Origin of the sequence: Peribacillus sp. Aquil_B1, from assembly GCF_022603275.1 — a bacterium.
Taxonomy (GTDB): Bacteria; Bacillota; Bacilli; order Bacillales; family DSM-1321; genus Peribacillus.
The window spans coordinates 334,519-351,748 of record NZ_JAKXEE010000004.1; the positions used below are offsets into that span (position 1 = coordinate 334,519).

The 17,230-nt window shown below is 42.2% G+C and carries 10 protein-coding genes; 8 read left to right on the forward strand and 2 right to left on the reverse strand.

Annotated elements, in window-relative coordinates:
• The first annotated feature begins 37 nt into the window (after positions 1–37).
• The 4 genes from MPH60_RS22880 (at position 38) to MPH60_RS22895 (ending at position 9,257) form a co-directional block, all read left to right on the forward strand.
• The gene (locus MPH60_RS22880) at positions 38–511 is read left to right on the forward strand and encodes a MarR family winged helix-turn-helix transcriptional regulator (RefSeq protein WP_241591969.1); all 474 of its coding nucleotides are present in this window, start codon (positions 38–40) and stop codon (positions 509–511) included.
• Positions 512–582: 71 nt separating this feature from the next.
• Entirely contained in the window at positions 583–1,434 is an 852-nt protein-coding gene (locus MPH60_RS22885) for a pirin family protein (protein ID WP_241591967.1), read from the forward strand.
• A 518-nt stretch (positions 1,435–1,952) separates the two neighbouring features.
• Positions 1,953–4,871: a bifunctional metallophosphatase/5'-nucleotidase gene (locus MPH60_RS22890; RefSeq protein WP_241591964.1), complete on the forward strand. Its 2,919-nt coding sequence runs from the start codon at positions 1,953–1,955 to the stop codon at positions 4,869–4,871.
• A 54-nt stretch (positions 4,872–4,925) separates the two neighbouring features.
• Positions 4,926–9,257, forward strand: coding sequence for an endonuclease (locus MPH60_RS22895; protein WP_241591962.1), 4,332 nt, complete (start codon positions 4,926–4,928; stop codon positions 9,255–9,257).
• Between the two features lie 414 nt (positions 9,258–9,671).
• Here the strand turns inward: MPH60_RS22895 and MPH60_RS28015 are convergent, their stop codons facing one another.
• Positions 9,672–9,740 (reverse strand): hypothetical protein, encoded by a 69-nt coding sequence (locus MPH60_RS28015; RefSeq protein WP_241592112.1) that lies wholly within the window; start codon positions 9,738–9,740, stop codon positions 9,672–9,674.
• 954 nt (positions 9,741–10,694) lie between these two features.
• Between MPH60_RS28015 and sdaAB the strand changes: the two genes are divergently transcribed.
• The 3 genes from sdaAB (at position 10,695) to MPH60_RS22920 (ending at position 13,418) form a co-directional block, all read left to right on the forward strand.
• Positions 10,695–11,357, forward strand: coding sequence for an L-serine ammonia-lyase, iron-sulfur-dependent subunit beta (sdaAB, locus tag MPH60_RS22905; RefSeq protein ID WP_241591960.1), 663 nt, complete (start codon positions 10,695–10,697; stop codon positions 11,355–11,357).
• A gap of 40 nt (positions 11,358–11,397) precedes the next feature.
• Positions 11,398–12,273, forward strand: a complete 876-nt coding sequence (gene sdaAA / locus MPH60_RS22910) for an L-serine ammonia-lyase, iron-sulfur-dependent, subunit alpha (RefSeq protein WP_096340651.1) — start codon at positions 11,398–11,400, stop codon at positions 12,271–12,273.
• A 626-nt stretch (positions 12,274–12,899) separates the two neighbouring features.
• A complete protein-coding gene (locus tag MPH60_RS22920; protein ID WP_241591958.1) occupies positions 12,900–13,418 on the forward strand; it encodes a DinB family protein in 519 nt (172 codons plus the stop codon).
• Positions 13,419–13,618: 200 nt separating this feature from the next.
• Here MPH60_RS22920 and brnQ read toward each other — a convergent pair whose 3' ends face one another.
• Entirely contained in the window at positions 13,619–14,953 is a 1,335-nt protein-coding gene (brnQ, locus tag MPH60_RS22925) for a branched-chain amino acid transport system II carrier protein (RefSeq protein WP_241591956.1), read from the reverse strand.
• Positions 14,954–15,629: 676 nt separating this feature from the next.
• Here brnQ and MPH60_RS22930 point away from each other — a divergent pair.
• Complete coding sequence (locus MPH60_RS22930; RefSeq protein ID WP_241591954.1) at positions 15,630–16,721, forward strand: GerAB/ArcD/ProY family transporter; 1,092 nt, start codon at positions 15,630–15,632, stop codon at positions 16,719–16,721.
• The last annotated feature ends 509 nt before the right edge of the window (positions 16,722–17,230 follow it).

Sequence of the window (17,230 nt, forward strand, 5' to 3'; positions counted from 1 at the left end):
AACTGATGGTGCATCAAAGATGGGAGGTAGGCTTAACATGGATAGACGGGGATTTTCAGATGAGAACAAATTGAGTTTGCTGATTTGGCTGCGAATGGTTCGTTTTTATCATAGAAGCAATCAGCTTTCGAATGAACACTTACAGCATTTCGGCGTCACCGCTGCACAATTCGATATGTTGGCACAAGTGCTTATCCATCAGCCTGTTTCACAAATCGAGTTAGCGGAGCACCTAACGATAAGCCGTGGAGGCGTATCACATATGCTGACAAGGCTGGAAAAAGAGAACTTGATCGTCCGTAATCAACAATGGAAGGTTAAATATATTTCATTAACGGAAAAAGGGAAAGAGTTAATGGAAAAGATCATGCCTATTCAATCCGATTTCCAAGCTTCATTATTCGATGTATTGGATGATGAAGAAAAGAAGCACATGCATGAGATGATGATAAAGATTCATAGACATAGTTTACAGAGGGAAGTGCCTAATCCCAGCCAGGAGGAATCCTAAGACGGATCCCCAGGCAGCATAATGATAGCATTTTCATCAGTTTACTAGTAACTTAAGAGAGGAATGGAGTAATGAAAAGTGAAAATAATCTTAAACGAGATATTGTCGAAGTGAAAGATGTGAAGCTTCAAAGGTATAGTCCGATTCATACGGCCGGACCAGTCATAGAACCAGGAAACTGGGAAAAGAGTGATCCGTTCCTTTTAATGATGGAGGATAAATTTCAAAAGGGATCATTCGATATCCACCCGCACAGGGGAATCGAAACCGTTACATTCGTCATTGACGGAACGATCGAGCACTATGACAGTCATACAGGGGATGGAGGGATACTTGGACCTGGTGATGTCCAATGGATGACAGCGGGAAGCGGCGTTGTGCATAATGAGGTGCCTTCCGAAGGTGTGACTGCCCATTCCCTTCAACTTTGGGTCAACCTTCCCCGGAGTGAAAAGATGACGACACCAAGATATCAAAACTTAATGGCAAAGGATATGCCGGTCAGAAAAGAAGATGGGGCACTGATTCGCGTCTTTTCCGGATCATCCAAGGATGTTATCTCTACAACGAAAAACCATGTTCCCGTGACGATGGTGGAGATGGTCCTGGAGCCTGGAGCATCGGTCACACAGAATTTACCAGGAAGCTACAATGGCATCATCTATCTAATAGAAGGAAGCGGAATCTTCGGTAACAACGAAGTGAGAGCCTCAAAGGGACAGGTCTTATGGCTGGGTGCTTGTAAAGAATCAGGGGAAAGTGAAGTTGATATAACGGCGACAGAACCTTTAAGACTTGTTTTATATGCAGGAGAACCTTTAATGGAACCTGTTGTTGCCCGCGGACCGTTTGTCATGAATACTGAAGAGGAAATCGATCAGGCATATCTTGAGTATCGGCAAGGCACTTTCTTGAAGCATTAAGATGGAAAAGGGCATCGTAACTGATGCTCTTTTTTTTTTGAATCCTTCCATAAGAATGTGAAGGTCGAAAAAATTCGTGAACGGTCGAATAAAGTACGGTGAAGGTCGAATAAAGTGCTGGAAAGGTTGAATACAATCTTCTCTCATGCGAGAAAAGAACGTATCCGGTATTAGCTCCAGTTTCCCAACTGGACTTTTTTAAAGAACAAACTGGAGGCTAACTAGACTTCTTCTACATTGTCTGCAGTCGGGGGAGATTTAAATCTCTCCCTTTTTTGCTTTTTAGCAATTAGGTATAAAGACTAGTTTGGATTTAGTTAAAATTGATTCTATTTTACCATTAAATAATTTTCTTGATATATCATCAATTAGTCACTAGGTATTTTAGGGTGATTATAATGATAATATTCTGTTAATATTCCGTGATGTATTGTAAATTTGTTTTAAAATTGGATTATTTTGTTGTAATATAAGAGATACACGGATCTTTAGAGGAAAAAAGTAGGGTGGATTTGTGTATGGGTAAGTCATTTGTCGGAATTCTATTTTTGGAAAAGCGCGACAATTGTATGGATAAGTTAGCTGGATGTTATGTCAGTATAGAACTTATGGGGGGATTAACTATAATGGGGAAAAAGAAAATCGTAAAAATTGCATCAGCTACCATAATGGCTGCGACAACGATCGTAGCAGTGGCACCGGCACCTTCGGATGCTGCCACTAGCCTGAATAGTAAAATCAAAACGGCCAAGGCCGCCATCAAAAAACCATTCGACACCTATTTCTACACTTCTAAACTCGCTTCAGTGTCCACTGTGGAAAAACAAATCAAGTCTGCAAAACAAGCAAAAAAAGACATCAACTCTACCATTAAAAAATCAATGCTAAGCAAAAAAGAAAAAGATGCCAAATACAAAGAAATCGAAGCTTATGATAAGTATATCACTCGTTCAGAAGGCTATGTAAAAGGATATAAAGCGGCAGAGAAAGCAAAAGCTGCACATGGCAAATCGATTGGCACCCTTACGAATGCAATCGTTGCCAAGAAATCAATTGATATCAGAAACCAATACGAGGCACTGGATAAAGCCGTGAAAAAAGCAGATAAAAATATTAAAGATACCGTTTACGGTGCGAAAATCGAAAAGCTTTTATACGATAAATTCACTAAATCGACCAAAACAGCTTTGAACGGTGACCTGAAAGTTCCGTACTACTATGAAAAGGCGGATTACTGGGTGAAGAAGGGTGATTTAAAGACCGCGGACAAGCGTATGCACACCGTTTCTTCACAGTTGAAAAAAGTCAGCAAAACATCCAAGCTCGGAAAAGCCATACATGCCTATGTTAAAGAAGTGAAAGGCAAGTATGATGATGCCGTATATGCAGAAAAGAAAAAAGAAGTGGCAAAACGGGTCAATGCCTATGTAGCTCTTGCCAATGGGGAACTCAAAACGAAAGAACAGATAAATGCAGCTAAAAAGGCGAAAGCAGCCATTAATTTAAATGGAATCAAGGAAGCGGATCGAAAGGAATTCCTGGAGAAAATGGCATTGGCGGATAAGAAAGTTGCTGCCGCCGAAGAAGCTTTGAAAAATCCTGCGAAGGCGATCACGCTTTCCTTGATGCATACGAATGACACGCATGCCCACTTGGACAATGTGGCCAAAAGAGTGACGGCTGTTAAGGAAGTCCGTAAGAGTAAGCCGCAAGCTCTTTTGGTTGATGCTGGTGACGTATTTTCGGGAACTCTCTATTTTAATGAATTCAAAGGGCAAGCGGATCTTCGCTTCATGAATTTAATGAAATATGACGTCATGACATTCGGGAATCATGAGTTTGATTTGGGATCAAGTGCCGAAGGGCATCAAGCTTTGGCTGACTTCATTAAAGGGGCACAATTCCCAATTGTCAGTTCGAACGTGGACTTTTCCAAAGATGATAAGTTTAAAGGACTATTCTCGGACTTGATTTCAAGTAAGCCAGAGCAAGGGAAAATATACAATGGGATCGTAAAAGAAGTGGATGGCCAAAAGGTAGGGTTCTTCGGGCTTACAACTGAAGAGACGAAAGATATTTCAAGCCCTGGAAGTATAGAATTCGAAAACTACCTTGAAGAAGCCGAAAAAGCGGTCAAGGCGTTCAAAGGCATGGGAGTCAATAAGATCGTTGCCGTATCCCATATCGGTTACGATGACAATGCGGCTTATGACAATGATTTAACATTGGCTGCCAAGGTCAAGGGCATCGACGTGATCGTTGGCGGGCATAGCCATACGCAGTTGGACGCCCCCGTTGTTATTGATAAGGATGATAAAGGGAAAGCCAAAGAGCCGACAGTCATCGTTCAAGGGTATCAGTATAGCGACTACCTAGGAACGATCGATGTGGAATTCGATAAGCAAGGCAAGATTGTCGGACAAGCTGGTAAGTTAATTAAGCTTTCTGAAAAACAGGATGATGCTGAAGCGGCAAAAGTGCTTGAAACATATTCCTCTAAGATTAAGGAGCTGAAGGAAACAAAGACGGGTGCAACAGCTGTGAAAGCCTTGGAAACACCGCGTGATGCAGGAGATGAAACGAAGCCGAGTGTCCGCAAAAATGAAACGGAACTGGGTAATTTAATTACGGATGGAATGCTTTCTAAAGCGAAGGAATTCAATAAGGATACGGTCATAGCATTCCAAAATGGCGGGGGCATCCGCGCTGGCATCGATCAAGGTGAGATCACTTTAGGGGAAATCCTCACCGTTTTACCGTTTGGGAATACGTTGGCGACGATGAAGCTTACGGGTGCAGAAATCATTGAAGCATTAGAGCATAGTGTAAGCCTGGCTCCTAAGGAAAATGGCGGCTTCCTGCATGTTTCCGGAATGAAATTCAGCTACGACAGTTCGAAGGAAGCTGGCAATCGTGTGACAAAGGCTGAAGTCCTTGGACAAGATGGAACATATTCCGAATTGGATGCAGCGAAGGAATATGTCGTGGCGACCAATGCTTTTACAGCAAAGGGCGGAGATGGATTCACCGTTTTCAAGAAGGCTTATGAAGAAGGAAGAGTGACAGATATCGGACTCGCTGATTGGGAGAATTTACGGGATTATGTAAGCGGGCTGAAAACTGTCGATCCAAGCATTGAAGGGCGCATCAAGGATGTGGCCGGAAGCAATACAGACCCGACTGTGGTATTGGCCAAAGACTTTGGCGGAACGGCAGATGCCCCAAAAGCACATGAAGGTGATGTGGTTGTGGATATCACGGATATCTCTTCATTGGAAAATGCAGTCGTTAAAGGAAATCTTACATTAACGGGAACTCCTCCGGATAACTTTACTTTTTCACAGGTTACAGTCGAGGGTAATTTGGATTTATCGGGACTTAACGGTAAGACCGTGAGCATGAGCGGTGTCACGGTGAATGGCGAAACCATTCTTTAAGCGGTATTCAAATGATTGCTGAGCCTGCGAAAAAAAGTTGGAGGGGTTGAGATCTTGAAGAAGAACGGGATAAGCAAGCTTTTCTTTGCCATGCTGATCGTGCTGTCAACGGTTTTGCCAAATGCAGCCGCTGCAAAAGCGGAAGGAACAATATCGGTAATGGAAGCGATTAATAATAACAGCGGAACGGCGACGGTGAAGGGATATATCATCGGTACAGCTAAAAGCGGAACAAGCTATCAGCAAACATCGCCTTTTACTGAAAGTACGAACATAGGTATTGCGGATAGTCCGGATGAAACGGATGTTAAGAAAATCATGCCTGTCCAGCTTCCGGCCGGAAATATCCGAACGGCTTTGAATTTGGTAGAACATCCGGATTTACTTAAAGCGCAGGTGACGATTACGGGGAAGCTGGAAAAGTACTTTTCAGTACCTGGCCTGAAATCCGCAACGGATTACACGATCATCACTGATGGAGGAACAACTCCTGAACAGCCTGATGTGAAGGTTCTGGACTCGATTGCCGAGGCACGCACGAATACCGAAGATGTCGTGCAGGTCGATGGAGTGGTCACCACTGGGCTTGGTTATTGGGGAGGAAAAGGCTTTTATATCCAGGATGAAACGGCTGGGCTATATGTTTATGGTTCTTCGTGGCCTGCGGATGTAAAGCAAGGGGATAAGGTTACTTTAATTGGAAAAGTATCCGCTTATAATAAGGAAATGCAAATCCAACCAACCTCCCTTGAAGTGGTTTCTTCCGGGAATGAAGTTCCTGAAATCCAAAAAGTTGATGCATCTGGCGTCAATGAGGAAACACAAGGTGAGCTGGTCACCATTGAAAAAGCGACCATTACAGAATTGGCAGCATCGGGAACATACGGAACATTCGAATTCAAGGCGGAAGATACTGAAGGGAAATCTGTTATCGTCCGCCATGATAACCGGACCGGTTCGAGTTATGAGGATTTCGTGAGGAACTTTAAAGCAGGGGATGTCATTTCCGTAACCGGGATCGGATCGAAGTTTAATGACACGTATCAGTTGAAGCCGCGTGGTCTTGAAGATTATGAACTCGTGAACAAACCAGCCGTATACACGGATATTTTCCCTGGCACGGTTAGTGAAAATACAAAAGTATCACTTGATTCTGGTTGGGAAGGAGCAAAAATCCATTATACGCTGGATGGATCCACACCGACATCTTCAAGTGCTTTGTACACGGATCCGATCATTTTAACGAAGAATACTGTCATCAAGGCAATCGCTGTCAACGACAAGACATCGGAAGTTTTCACATTTGCCTATACTGTTACCAAAACCAATGAAGTGAAGATTCGTGACATTCAGGGGATGAATCATTTTTCATCATATGAAACTCAACTCGTCTCAGGTGTGGAAGGTGTCGTCACTTATGTAAAGGATGCGAATAATTTTTACATGCAAGATCCCAACCCGGATAAGGACTTAACGACATCCGAGGGAATACTTGTGTACAACAAAGAACATGGCCTGAAAGCGGGAGATCATGTCAAAGTGGCAGGGAAAGTTGCCGAATGGTATATCGAAGGATACGCTGAAATGAAAACGACGGATCTGCCAACAACTGAATTGACCAATACGACGATTGAAAAGCTTGGCACTGCAGCAAGGCCAGAACCGATCATCATTGGAAAGGATGTCATTCCACCGTCTGAGAACATCGATGATGATAGATTGACAGACTTTAACCCAAGTGAAGACGGCATTGATTTCTACGAGAGTTTGGAAGGAATGCTTGTAGAAGTATATAACCCTAAAGTGGTTGCTCCTCAAGACTATGGTGAATTGGTCGTGATTCCGGGGAATATGGAAACGACGACTGCAGTTGGAGGCGTCAAAATAACGGAAACGGATTTCAATCCTGAAAGAATTACCTTGGATATAAATGATGAATCATTTACAGCAAAAACCGGTGATTTCTTTGAAGGCTCGGTTACGGGTGTCATCAGCTATGGATATAGCAACTATAGGGTACTGACGGATAAAACTCAGCTGCCGGCATTAAAAGATGGCGGTACGGCTCGGGAAGTGACATCCTTGGAGAAGGATGCTGATAAGCTATCGATCGCTTCCTATAATATTGAGAATTTCTCGACTCAAACTGCTAATTCGAAAGTTGAAACGATCGCAACATCGATCATTACCAATCTAAAACAACCCGATATCATCGGCGTAACGGAAATGCAAGATAATGATGGGGCAACAGATAGCGGGACAACGGATTCTGCTCAAAGTGCCAAGAAGTTAACCGACAAAATAAAAGAGCTGGGCGGACCGCAATATCAATACATCGATATCGCACCGGAAGATAAACTTGATGGCGGGGCACCCGGCGGGAATATCCGGGTAGGCTTTTTATATAATGTCGACCGTGTCAAATTGACTGAAGGTACGAAAGGAACGGCAACGCAGTCCGTGGGCTTCAAAGATGGAAAACTTACCTTGAACCCTGGACGAATCGAACCTGCCGATCCCGCCTTCACTTCAAGCAGGAAGCCTTTAGCCGCTCAATTCGAATTTAAAGGTGAAAGCGTAGTGGTGGTAGCCAATCACTTTAATTCCAAGGGCGGTGACCAGCCGTTATTCGGCAAAAACCAGCCTCCCGTCCTTTCAAGTGAATCGCAAAGGCTTCAAATTGCCTCTATCGTCAATCGGTTTGTCAGTGATATCAAGTCACAGGATGCCAAAGCGAATATCGTCCTGCTTGGAGACTTTAATGATTTTGAATTTTCGGCTCCGCTTAAAACATTAAAGGGCAAAGACCTAACCAATATGATCGAGAAAGTCCCTTTTGAAAAACGTTACTCTTACACATATCAAGGCAATTCACAAGTACTGGACCATATCCTTGTATCGAATAATATGGCCGAGGCGACAAAAGTCGATATTGTCCATATTAACTCATCCTTCATGGAAGCTCATGGAAGGGCTAGCGATCATGACCCTGTACTGATCTCAACCTCTTTATCTGGAAGAGGCGGAGTTGAACCTCCTGCGCCAGAAAAAACGTATAAACTAACAAACGTTAAAACAAAAAGACTCACGATTGCTTCACCTAGTGTTTTGATAGACCTTGATGAAACATCCAACATTGAAGAAGGTATCTGGTTAAAAGGTTCATATGCTGTACTCAAAGGCCTTGGGCTGAAGAATGCTGCTGTGACGATAAAACCGGATAAGGAAGGCGCAATCATTGATTTTGGAGGCTTGGCGGTGAAGGAAGTCATCATCGATAACGCCAATGTAAAAGAAATCAGGGGCGCTGAAAATGTTCAGAAATGGTCGGTAACAGAAGGTGTCGACACATCGAATATCAAGTTTGTCGATTCGAAAGGGGAAGCGATCGCTTCCCCTTTCGACCCTAAAGAAAATCATGCGCCAGTCGTAACGAAAAACTTGGAAAATCTTGAAGTGAAAGCCGGTTCCAAAGTCACCATCGATTTGAGTGAGCACTTCTCAGATCCAGATGGAGATGAACTGACCTTTTCATCCACTATTGGTACAGTCGCCGGCCAGACGTTAACCATTGCTGCAAATGATGCTGAAACATACCTTGTCGCCATAAAGGCCGAGGACCAGCAATCGGAAGCGGTTGCCCGTTTCTCGTTGACCGTATCGGATGATAAGCCGCTTGAAGCTTATTACGAAACCGCGGCAGGAAAAACGGGAAATGAATTGAAATCTGTTTTGCACTCGATAATCAAGGGGCATACGATGTTATCTTATGATCAAGTATGGAATGCCCTTAAGGAAACGGATGAAGACCCGGTGAACAAACAGAATGTCATCTTGCTTTACTCTGGAAAATCAATCTCGGAGAACGCGAATGGGGGCAATACCGGACAATGGAACCGTGAACATGTTTGGGCAAAGTCCCACGGTGATTTTGGGACAAGCAAAGGTCCCGGGACAGACCTTCATCACCTCCGTCCCGCTGATGTAACAGTGAATGGTAAACGGGGCCACCTAGATTTCGACGAGGGCGGTCAAACATATAGTGGATGTGAATGTAAGTTTGATTCAGATTCATGGGAGCCGCCAGACCATGTTAAAGGCGATATAGCACGGATGCTATTTTACATGGCCGTCCGATATGAAGGAGGCGGCGAGTTGGATCTTGAATTATCAGATACAGTCAATACGTATCCGAAGCCGCTTCATGGAAAGCTATCGACACTTTTGAAATGGAATGATCTCGATCCAGTCGACGATTTCGAGAGCCATCGCAATGATGTCATTCATGACTGGCAAAATAACCGCAATCCATTCATCGACCATCCTGAATGGGCATCCGAAATTTGGGGTGCCGCTAAATCCAACGATGAGAAAAAGGCAAGTTAAATCGGAGATAGAAGGGAAAAGCAGCCTGAGGGCTGCTTTTTTAGTTTGCTGAAAGTGCAACCATGATAGCAAGAGGAAGTTTAACTGGCTTGCGGAGACCCTGATAAATGGGGCGCGCCGCTTGGCATTTAATGCGTGGACCGCGATAAAATGGTTAACGGTCGAATAAAGTGCGGTTTAGGTCGAAACGAGTGGGTGGTAGGTCGAATAAAAAGCGTGAACGGTCGAATTGAGTGGGTGGTAGGTCGAATAAAAAGCGTGAACGGTCGAATCGAGTGGGTGGTAGGTTGAATAAAAAGCGTGAACGGTCGAATCGAGTGGGTGGTAGGTCGAATAAAAACCGTGAACGGTCGAATCGAGTGGAAACAGATATTGCTAAGCTTCAACAAATTATGTCGCTTAAGCAGTTAGGTTTTACCTATGTCCCTTATCAGAAGACTGCGAAGGAGAAAATAAACCAATTTTGTCATAATGGTGGAGCATCCGTACCGTAAGTCCTGTTTGCTTAGCTAATTCTCCAACTTTCCACGTATTATTATTCAGGATCAACCCCTCATTTCGTAAGAATTAGTGTATTTTTGCCGGCAACATTACTATACAACCTCACATAGTGTTAGGTTCAAGTACCTCATTAAAACTTTTTTATTTTTTATTGTTTGTATAATTTGGACATTGATTTCCGCTCCAGGCACTCGCTTTCCGCGGGCGGTCCGCGAGCCTCCTCGGCTTGTGCCTGCGGGGTCTCCCGAGACTCGCTTTTCCCGCAGGAGTCTCGTGCCTTCCGCTTCAATCAACTTAGTTACAACAGTTAGATGGAAACCATGCCTGAGGAGTTGAAGGGCTGCTTTGGCTCAGTTGTTCGGGAACATCATTTGCTGAAAGATAAGTTTCCCGAACCCCTTTTATTGTTTGTACAATTTGGACATTGATTTCCGCTCCAGGCACTCGCTTTCCGCGGGCGGTCCGCGAGCCTCCTGGCTTGTGCCTGCGGGGTTCTCCCGAGACTCGCTTTCCCCGCAGGAGTCTCGTGCCTTCCGCTTCAATCAACTCTGTGTAAAATGTAAAGAGAACCATACCTATGGAGTTGAATGTGTTGGTTTGGGAACAACGTTTAATAGAAGTCACGTTTTCCGCCCCCCATTTTGTCTAAACTGAAATGGCCAAAAGGCTGCCATTTTCATGATTCTCAAAAAGTTAATCACTGATGACTAGTTATCTTAAAATACTGAAAAATCAAATATTGATTTTAAGTTAAATAATAAATATTTTTTGGTAGGTATGTTATGTAATATATGTTAATATGGGATATGCAATGAAAGGGTTTTCATTGCAGGAATGAAAAAAATATTTTAATATAGTAAATATGCCGCTTTTTAATCTTCACTCACACTTAAAAGACGGTTAAAAAATATATTGCCAGAAATGGGGCATTACACGATGAAATACAGATCTGCATTTGATATAATCGGTCCCGTCATGATTGGACCTTCAAGCTCACATACAGCAGGAGCTGCCAGAATTGGCAGGGTAGCAAGGACATTATTTGGAAAGCAACCGAAGAAAGCCATTATTTCTTTATATGGTTCTTTTGCAAAAACTTATAGGGGACACGGTACGGATGTTGCTGTCGTAGGCGGGATATTGGATTTCGATACGGATGATGAACGAATCCCTGCCTCTTTAACGATAGCGGAAGAAGCCGGTATGGACGTTTCCTTTTCAATCGAGGATACCGTGATGGATCATCCTAATACAGTCAAAATCAGGCTTTTTGACGAAGATAAAGAATTGGAACTTGTTGGGATATCGATTGGCGGCGGAACGATAGAAATAACGGAGTTGAATACCTTCAAGCTTAAATTGTCGGGTGAAAACCCAGCCATTTTAGTTGTGCATAACGATGTGTTTGGAATCATATCTTCCGTTTCGACAGTATTGGCGAATCATGAAATTAACATTGGCCATATGGAAGTTTCACGGAAGGAAAAAGGTCAAATGGCTCTCATGGTTATTGAAGTCGACCAGAAAATCCAGAGCGATGTCATGAAGGAAATTGAGCGATTGGAAAATGTGTCGCAAGTCATAAGGATGGTTGAGTGATCATCATTAAAAGTGTTGGCATAGATATGGAGGTAAAAACATGTTCCGAAATGTAGCAGAGTTGGTTGAACTTGCTGAAAGTAAAAATGTAAAAATCGCGGAAATCATGATTTTACAAGAAATGGAGTTCTCGGGCCTGTCAAGAGAACAGATCATTGAAAAGATGGACAGGAATTTGACAGTGATGGAACAAGCGGTGGAAAGAGGTCTGAAAGGTGTGCAATCCGTTACAGGCCTTACGGGCGGAGATGCCGTTCTTTTGCAAAACTATATCAAGTCGGGCAAGGCACTGGCAGGTAATTTATTATTGGATGCCGTCAGTAAAGCTGTTGCAACGAACGAAGTGAATGCTGCAATGGGAATGATTTGTGCCACTCCGACTGCTGGTTCTGCTGGCGTCGTTCCCGGCACATTATTTGCCGTGAAAGAAAAATTAAACCCGACCCGGGCAGAGATGATTGAATTTCTTTTCACTTCAGCTGCTTTTGGGTTCGTGGTGGCAAACAATGCTTCCATTTCCGGTGCGGCTGGTGGCTGCCAAGCAGAAGTGGGCTCGGCTAGTGGAATGGCCGCAGCTGCGATAGTGGAACTGGCCGGAGGTACACCAAGCCAAGCGGCAGAAGCGATGGCGATCACATTGAAAAATATGCTTGGATTGGTCTGTGACCCAGTGGCTGGATTGGTTGAAGTCCCTTGCGTGAAACGTAACGCAATGGGTGCATCCAACGCGATAACGGCAGCTGATATGGCACTTGCAGGTATTACGAGCCGCATACCATGTGATGAAGTTATCGATGCCATGTATAAAATAGGTTTGACCATGCCGGTTGCACTTCGTGAAACGGCAGAGGGAGGCCTGGCCGCGACTCCTACTGGGCGTAGATTGGCAAAGGAAATTTTCGGTTCATATAAATAAACATTCAGTCCCATTAACAACAGATTTGTTAATGGGATTTTTAATTTGTCTAACCCTCAACCTGCCCAAAAATAAGGTTATCTTTTAGTGAATGGAAAAAGGAAATTAGAGGAAGATGGAGGGATTTGGCGTTTATGGACACGGAGATGGAAACAGTCGTTTAAAATTCTGAATTATCAGTGAATATGGAGCCGTAGCAACTTTGTGAGTTATCACATTCAATGATAAGATGAGTACGAAATTCACTATGGGAAGGATTGATTCTTCATTAATTTTCTCGAATTAACGTACACGTCGGCAATGGAAAAAGCGATGTTTCAGGCTCATGGAATCGGCTATGCACTATATGCTCAAAAACTGGAGCAGCGCATGATGGTTGAACAAGAACGGGAACAGGATTATCTAAAAAGCAGGCGTATATCAGACGAGATGAGAGCCAATCTTTTTTTGGGTAGTTAATTTCGAAGATATCGAATAACATAAAAAGAAAAAATCTTGAACAAGCGAAAGAGCAATCTTAAAGATTGCTCTTTTTGTCCTGCACTAAAAGGTAATTTTCCACTTAAAAAGAAGGAAACAACACTTTTAAATAGAATGTACGTTGATGTAGAGGAGGATTGATCTTAGTGGAGAGAAGAACATTACTAGTATCTGCATTACCGGGATATGAAGAAGAAATTGGGCGGTCGCTATGGTGTTTAGAGGATGTTCGCCGTACGCTTATAACGAAATTAACTGGAATCAGCCAAAATATACTTGATTCGAAAATCGATGAAAGGCAAACGATCGGCTCGATGCTCTATCACATAGCTCTGATAGAGGCAGATTGGTTATACGAGGAGGTCCTTGTTTCGAAATGGGATTCGGAAATACGCGCGTTGTTTCCATTGGGATGCCGTGCTGAAGATGGCTCCCTAAACCATATTGAAGGACAAACATTAGAAGAACATTTCTACCGCCTCAATAAGGTGCGTGAAGTATTTCTTTCAAACTTTCGCACAATGGACCTAAAGGATTGGCGTAAACCGAGGGTACTTAAACAATATGACGTCACGCCTGAATGGGTCGTTTACCATTTGATTGAACATGAATCACATCATCGAGGACAGATTTTTCAGTTGCTGAGGAAATTACGGAATGAATAAGAAGTGAAAGAAATGTGATTTTTAGTGGCCTGCTATCCATATCCGTTTGTCGACAAATCTGCCGAATAACTGCTTGGCAGACGGCCGGCGGATAGAAAGAGGATTTTTGAAACGTTTGTCAAAGAAAAAAAACTGTAGACAAACTCGCTTTTCCTCGAGTTTTTGTCTACAGTCAATTTGTTTTGGACTGATTTAGATCATTAATCTATTTGGTGATTGAATTTCGACTTTAAGACGCTGCTGGCATACCCAATGAATCCTCCAACAATGGCAGGGATGACCCATCCTAGTCCTGCCTCATACATAGGAAGTATTGCAGTGAATAAATCATTGATGAATGAAATGTGTACACCTGCTCCACTTAGTCCATCAAATAAACTGACGATGAATGTTAAAAGTAAGCTGCCTTGATAAACTTCAGGTCTTCCTTTAAATAAAGAATGAAGAAATGTTAAGAAAATCAAAACAATCGCTAATGGATAAATGGCTGTCATAACAGGTACTGAAATGGCAATCAACTCGGTTAGTCCAATATTGGCAATGATTGCACTGAATATGGATAAACTTATGGCAATCGTTTTGTAAGGCAGGTTTGGAAATAACTTATGAAAGTACGTCGAGCAAGATGTAATGAGTCCTACACTTGTCGTTATGCAAGCCACTGTAATCATTAATCCTAATAATAGCCCACCATATGCTCCAAAGTAATAATCCGAGACTTTTGCCAAGACAATGCCTCCATTTTCCAAGCGACCAAGTTCCCCAACGCTTGAAGCACCCATATAAGAGAGAGCTGTATAAATGGTAGCAAGGATAACGGCCGCAATGGCAGTCGCTTTTCCACAAACGATCATTATTTGTTTTTTTGTTTTAGCCCCTTTTTCTTTGATGGCATTAATGATGATGATGCCAAAAACAAAAGATGCAAGAGTATCCATCGTTAAATATCCTTCTCTGAACCCATTGAAAAATGGTTGAACTATATAGTGCTCAGCTGGTGCTTGAAAATCTCCGATTGGATTAACGAAAGCGACTACCACCAGGATACCAATGAAAGTCAACTTGATGGGTGTTAAAACTTTCCCCACAATTTCGACAATTTTCGCAGGATTGAGCGAAAGAAGGCACGAAACTGTAAAAAAGATGATGGTGAAAATAAGTAAAGGCAATGGACCTGAATCTTCAGGCAAAAAAGGTTTTACTCCGATCTCAAAAGAAACATTTCCTGTTCTAGGCATTGCGAATAATGGACCAATGGCTAAATAAAGAACGGTTGTGAATACAATACCAAAGACTGGATGGACACGGCTCGCTAATGATTGTAAGTCATCTTTTCCCGAAAAACCGAGTGCCAGCACACCAAGTAACGGTAGTCCTACTCCTGTGACCAAAAACCCTGCATTAGCTGACCAGATATTCATACCTGCTGATTGTCCAAGCATTGGCGGGAATATTAAATTCCCTGCTCCAAAGAAAAGGGCAAATAACATGAACCCAATCACAACTATAAATGAAGATGGTACCTTATTAGACAAAATAAACCCTCCGAAAAACCAAAATTTGCTATTTTAGAAAATTATTAAATTTTCTAAAAATTATATACACAGTAATACTAAGACCGTATCGTATTATAACTAAATTAAATTGATATTTCAATATATTTTTTGTTTTTTATTTTTTACCTTGATGATCAGTGGTCCGCCCTTACCTTATTTTGAACATCTAAGAGCTGCTCATACTAATGAAATTCATTTTGAATAGATGAAATTTAAAGGAAATGAGGGTGCTGAAAATAAAAAAATTCTTAGCTTTTTGTTCCTATTCGTTGTGTTTTCAGGTGCAGGTGCCTGTAGTGGAAAGCGGCATTCGAGGTTTTATAAACCCAAATTAAAATGAGGAAACCTTAATTTTCAAAGTGTTTGTCTACAGTCTGGGCTGCTTATGCACCTCCTTTTTTATGGAGCTATAGGGGCAGCTATTTTGCGGAATATGCCGGCATTATTAAAAAGTGAATCGAAGCTCTAACGTATCCTATCAACGGGAGTCATGATTTATAAAATTTCAAACTGCCTGCAGCTTGCAGTGGCAAAAAATAACTTGTAATCAACAGGGTTTGTATATTCTTCTTCTGTCAATAATGGTTATGATGGAATCAGAATTTCTGCCGTTTGTATATAACTTACCGTTTTGTCGTGAAAGGAATTTATGAAAATGCTCGAGAAGGGTAAAATCGGAAGCCGTCAACTGATGATATTAGTGATTTTATATACGCTTGGAGATTCTATATTAGTCATTCCATCCATTGTCGCTTCTGAAGCTAAACAAGATGGTTGGATTTCGGGTATTTTAAGCGTGGCGATTGCACCGTTATTGGTTGTTTTTATATACGACGCTTTAAGGAAATGCTATCCTGATTTAACATTAGTGGAATACAGCCAAAAAATTCTGGGTAAGTGGCTGGGAATAGCCATTTCTCTTTTATTTATAAGCTACTTTTTTATAACCACAGCGACTTACCTGAGTGAAATTGGGGATTTTATGATAAATCATATTATGCCTGATACACCAAATCAAGTGATCATGATTCTTTTTATGAGTGTCGTCCTCATGGCCGCACGTCTTGGTTTGGAACCTTTGGCCCGAAGCGCGGAAATGTTTTTCCCTTTTGTTGTATTACTTGTATCAACATTGATAATTCTACTACTTCCTGAGATTAAATTTCAAAACCTGCAACCGGTATGGGAAGGGGGATTGAAACAGGTTATACGGGGATCTATACCATTTATCGTTTTTCCGTTTATTGAACCTGTTGCGATTCTAATGATCCTCCCGTTCATAAGTGAAAAAGACAGAATAAGAAAAAGCCTTTTTGTCGGTCAATTGTTGGCTGGAAGTGTTTTGATCATTATAACCATGTTAGCACTTCTTGTACTGGGTCCAGAGTCAACAGCAAGACAAAATTATCCAATCTATATGTTGGCTAAGAAAATAAATATCGCTGATTTCTTGATGCGGGTGGAAGCACTACTAGCCATAATATGGTTCATCACAATTTTTATTAGATTTAGTTTGTTTTTTTATGTGACCGTTTTAGGTCTGGCACAAACGTTAAAATTGCAAGATTATCGTCCTCTGGTTTTTCCGTTTGGTATCCTTTTGATTGCCTTTACAACGATTATGACACCGAATATCGTCCATTATAGTAAATTCATTTCAGAAATCTGGCCGTTTTATGCAATGACATTCGGGTTTCTGCTTCCATTGTTATTACTAATAATCGCCAAAGTTAAGAAAAATGATTGACGTAACTAAGGTCGGGTCTTTCTGTTAAGAAACTAGTGTGAAATTCTAAGCTCAGGTGTTTTTCCATTAAAAGGCACAATTTTTTACTTTGTCTCAATTTTTATAAGGGTTTATAAACCTCGACCGCCGATTGGAACGTAGGGCACTCGCTTTCCGCGGGCGGTCCGGGAGCCTCCTCGGCGCCTATGCGCCTGCGGGGTCTCCCCTCGACACGCTTTTCCCGCAGGAGTCTCGTACCTTCCGTTCCCATCAACTTTGTTTTAAAATTTAGTTGAAACTCCTTTTGTCTACAAACTGGTTACTTGCTCATTCTTATTAAGTATGTGAGGGGTTATATAATAATTGTCTTCGATTGGAACGTAGGGCACTCGCTTTCATCGAGTTTGTCTACAGTCTGGGAGCTGCTTTTGCAGCTCTTTTTCTTATGGAGCTTAAGGGACAGGTCAGTGTAACAAGAATCGGTGGCTTAACTTTAATGGAGATTAAAAGGGGATTTGAAAGACAATAAA

Coding starts and splice junctions, on each gene's coding strand:
- MPH60_RS22880 (WP_241591969.1), top strand. CDS start 38: ATGGATAGACGGGGATTTTCAGATGAGAACAAATTGAGTTTGCTGATT.
- MPH60_RS22885 (WP_241591967.1), top strand. CDS start 583: ATGAAAAGTGAAAATAATCTTAAACGAGATATTGTCGAAGTGAAAGAT.
- MPH60_RS22890 (WP_241591964.1), top strand. CDS start 1,953: ATGGGTAAGTCATTTGTCGGAATTCTATTTTTGGAAAAGCGCGACAAT.
- sdaAB (WP_241591960.1), top strand. CDS start 10,695: ATGAAATACAGATCTGCATTTGATATAATCGGTCCCGTCATGATTGGA.
- sdaAA (WP_096340651.1), top strand. CDS start 11,398: ATGTTCCGAAATGTAGCAGAGTTGGTTGAACTTGCTGAAAGTAAAAAT.
- MPH60_RS22930 (WP_241591954.1), top strand. CDS start 15,630: ATGCTCGAGAAGGGTAAAATCGGAAGCCGTCAACTGATGATATTAGTG.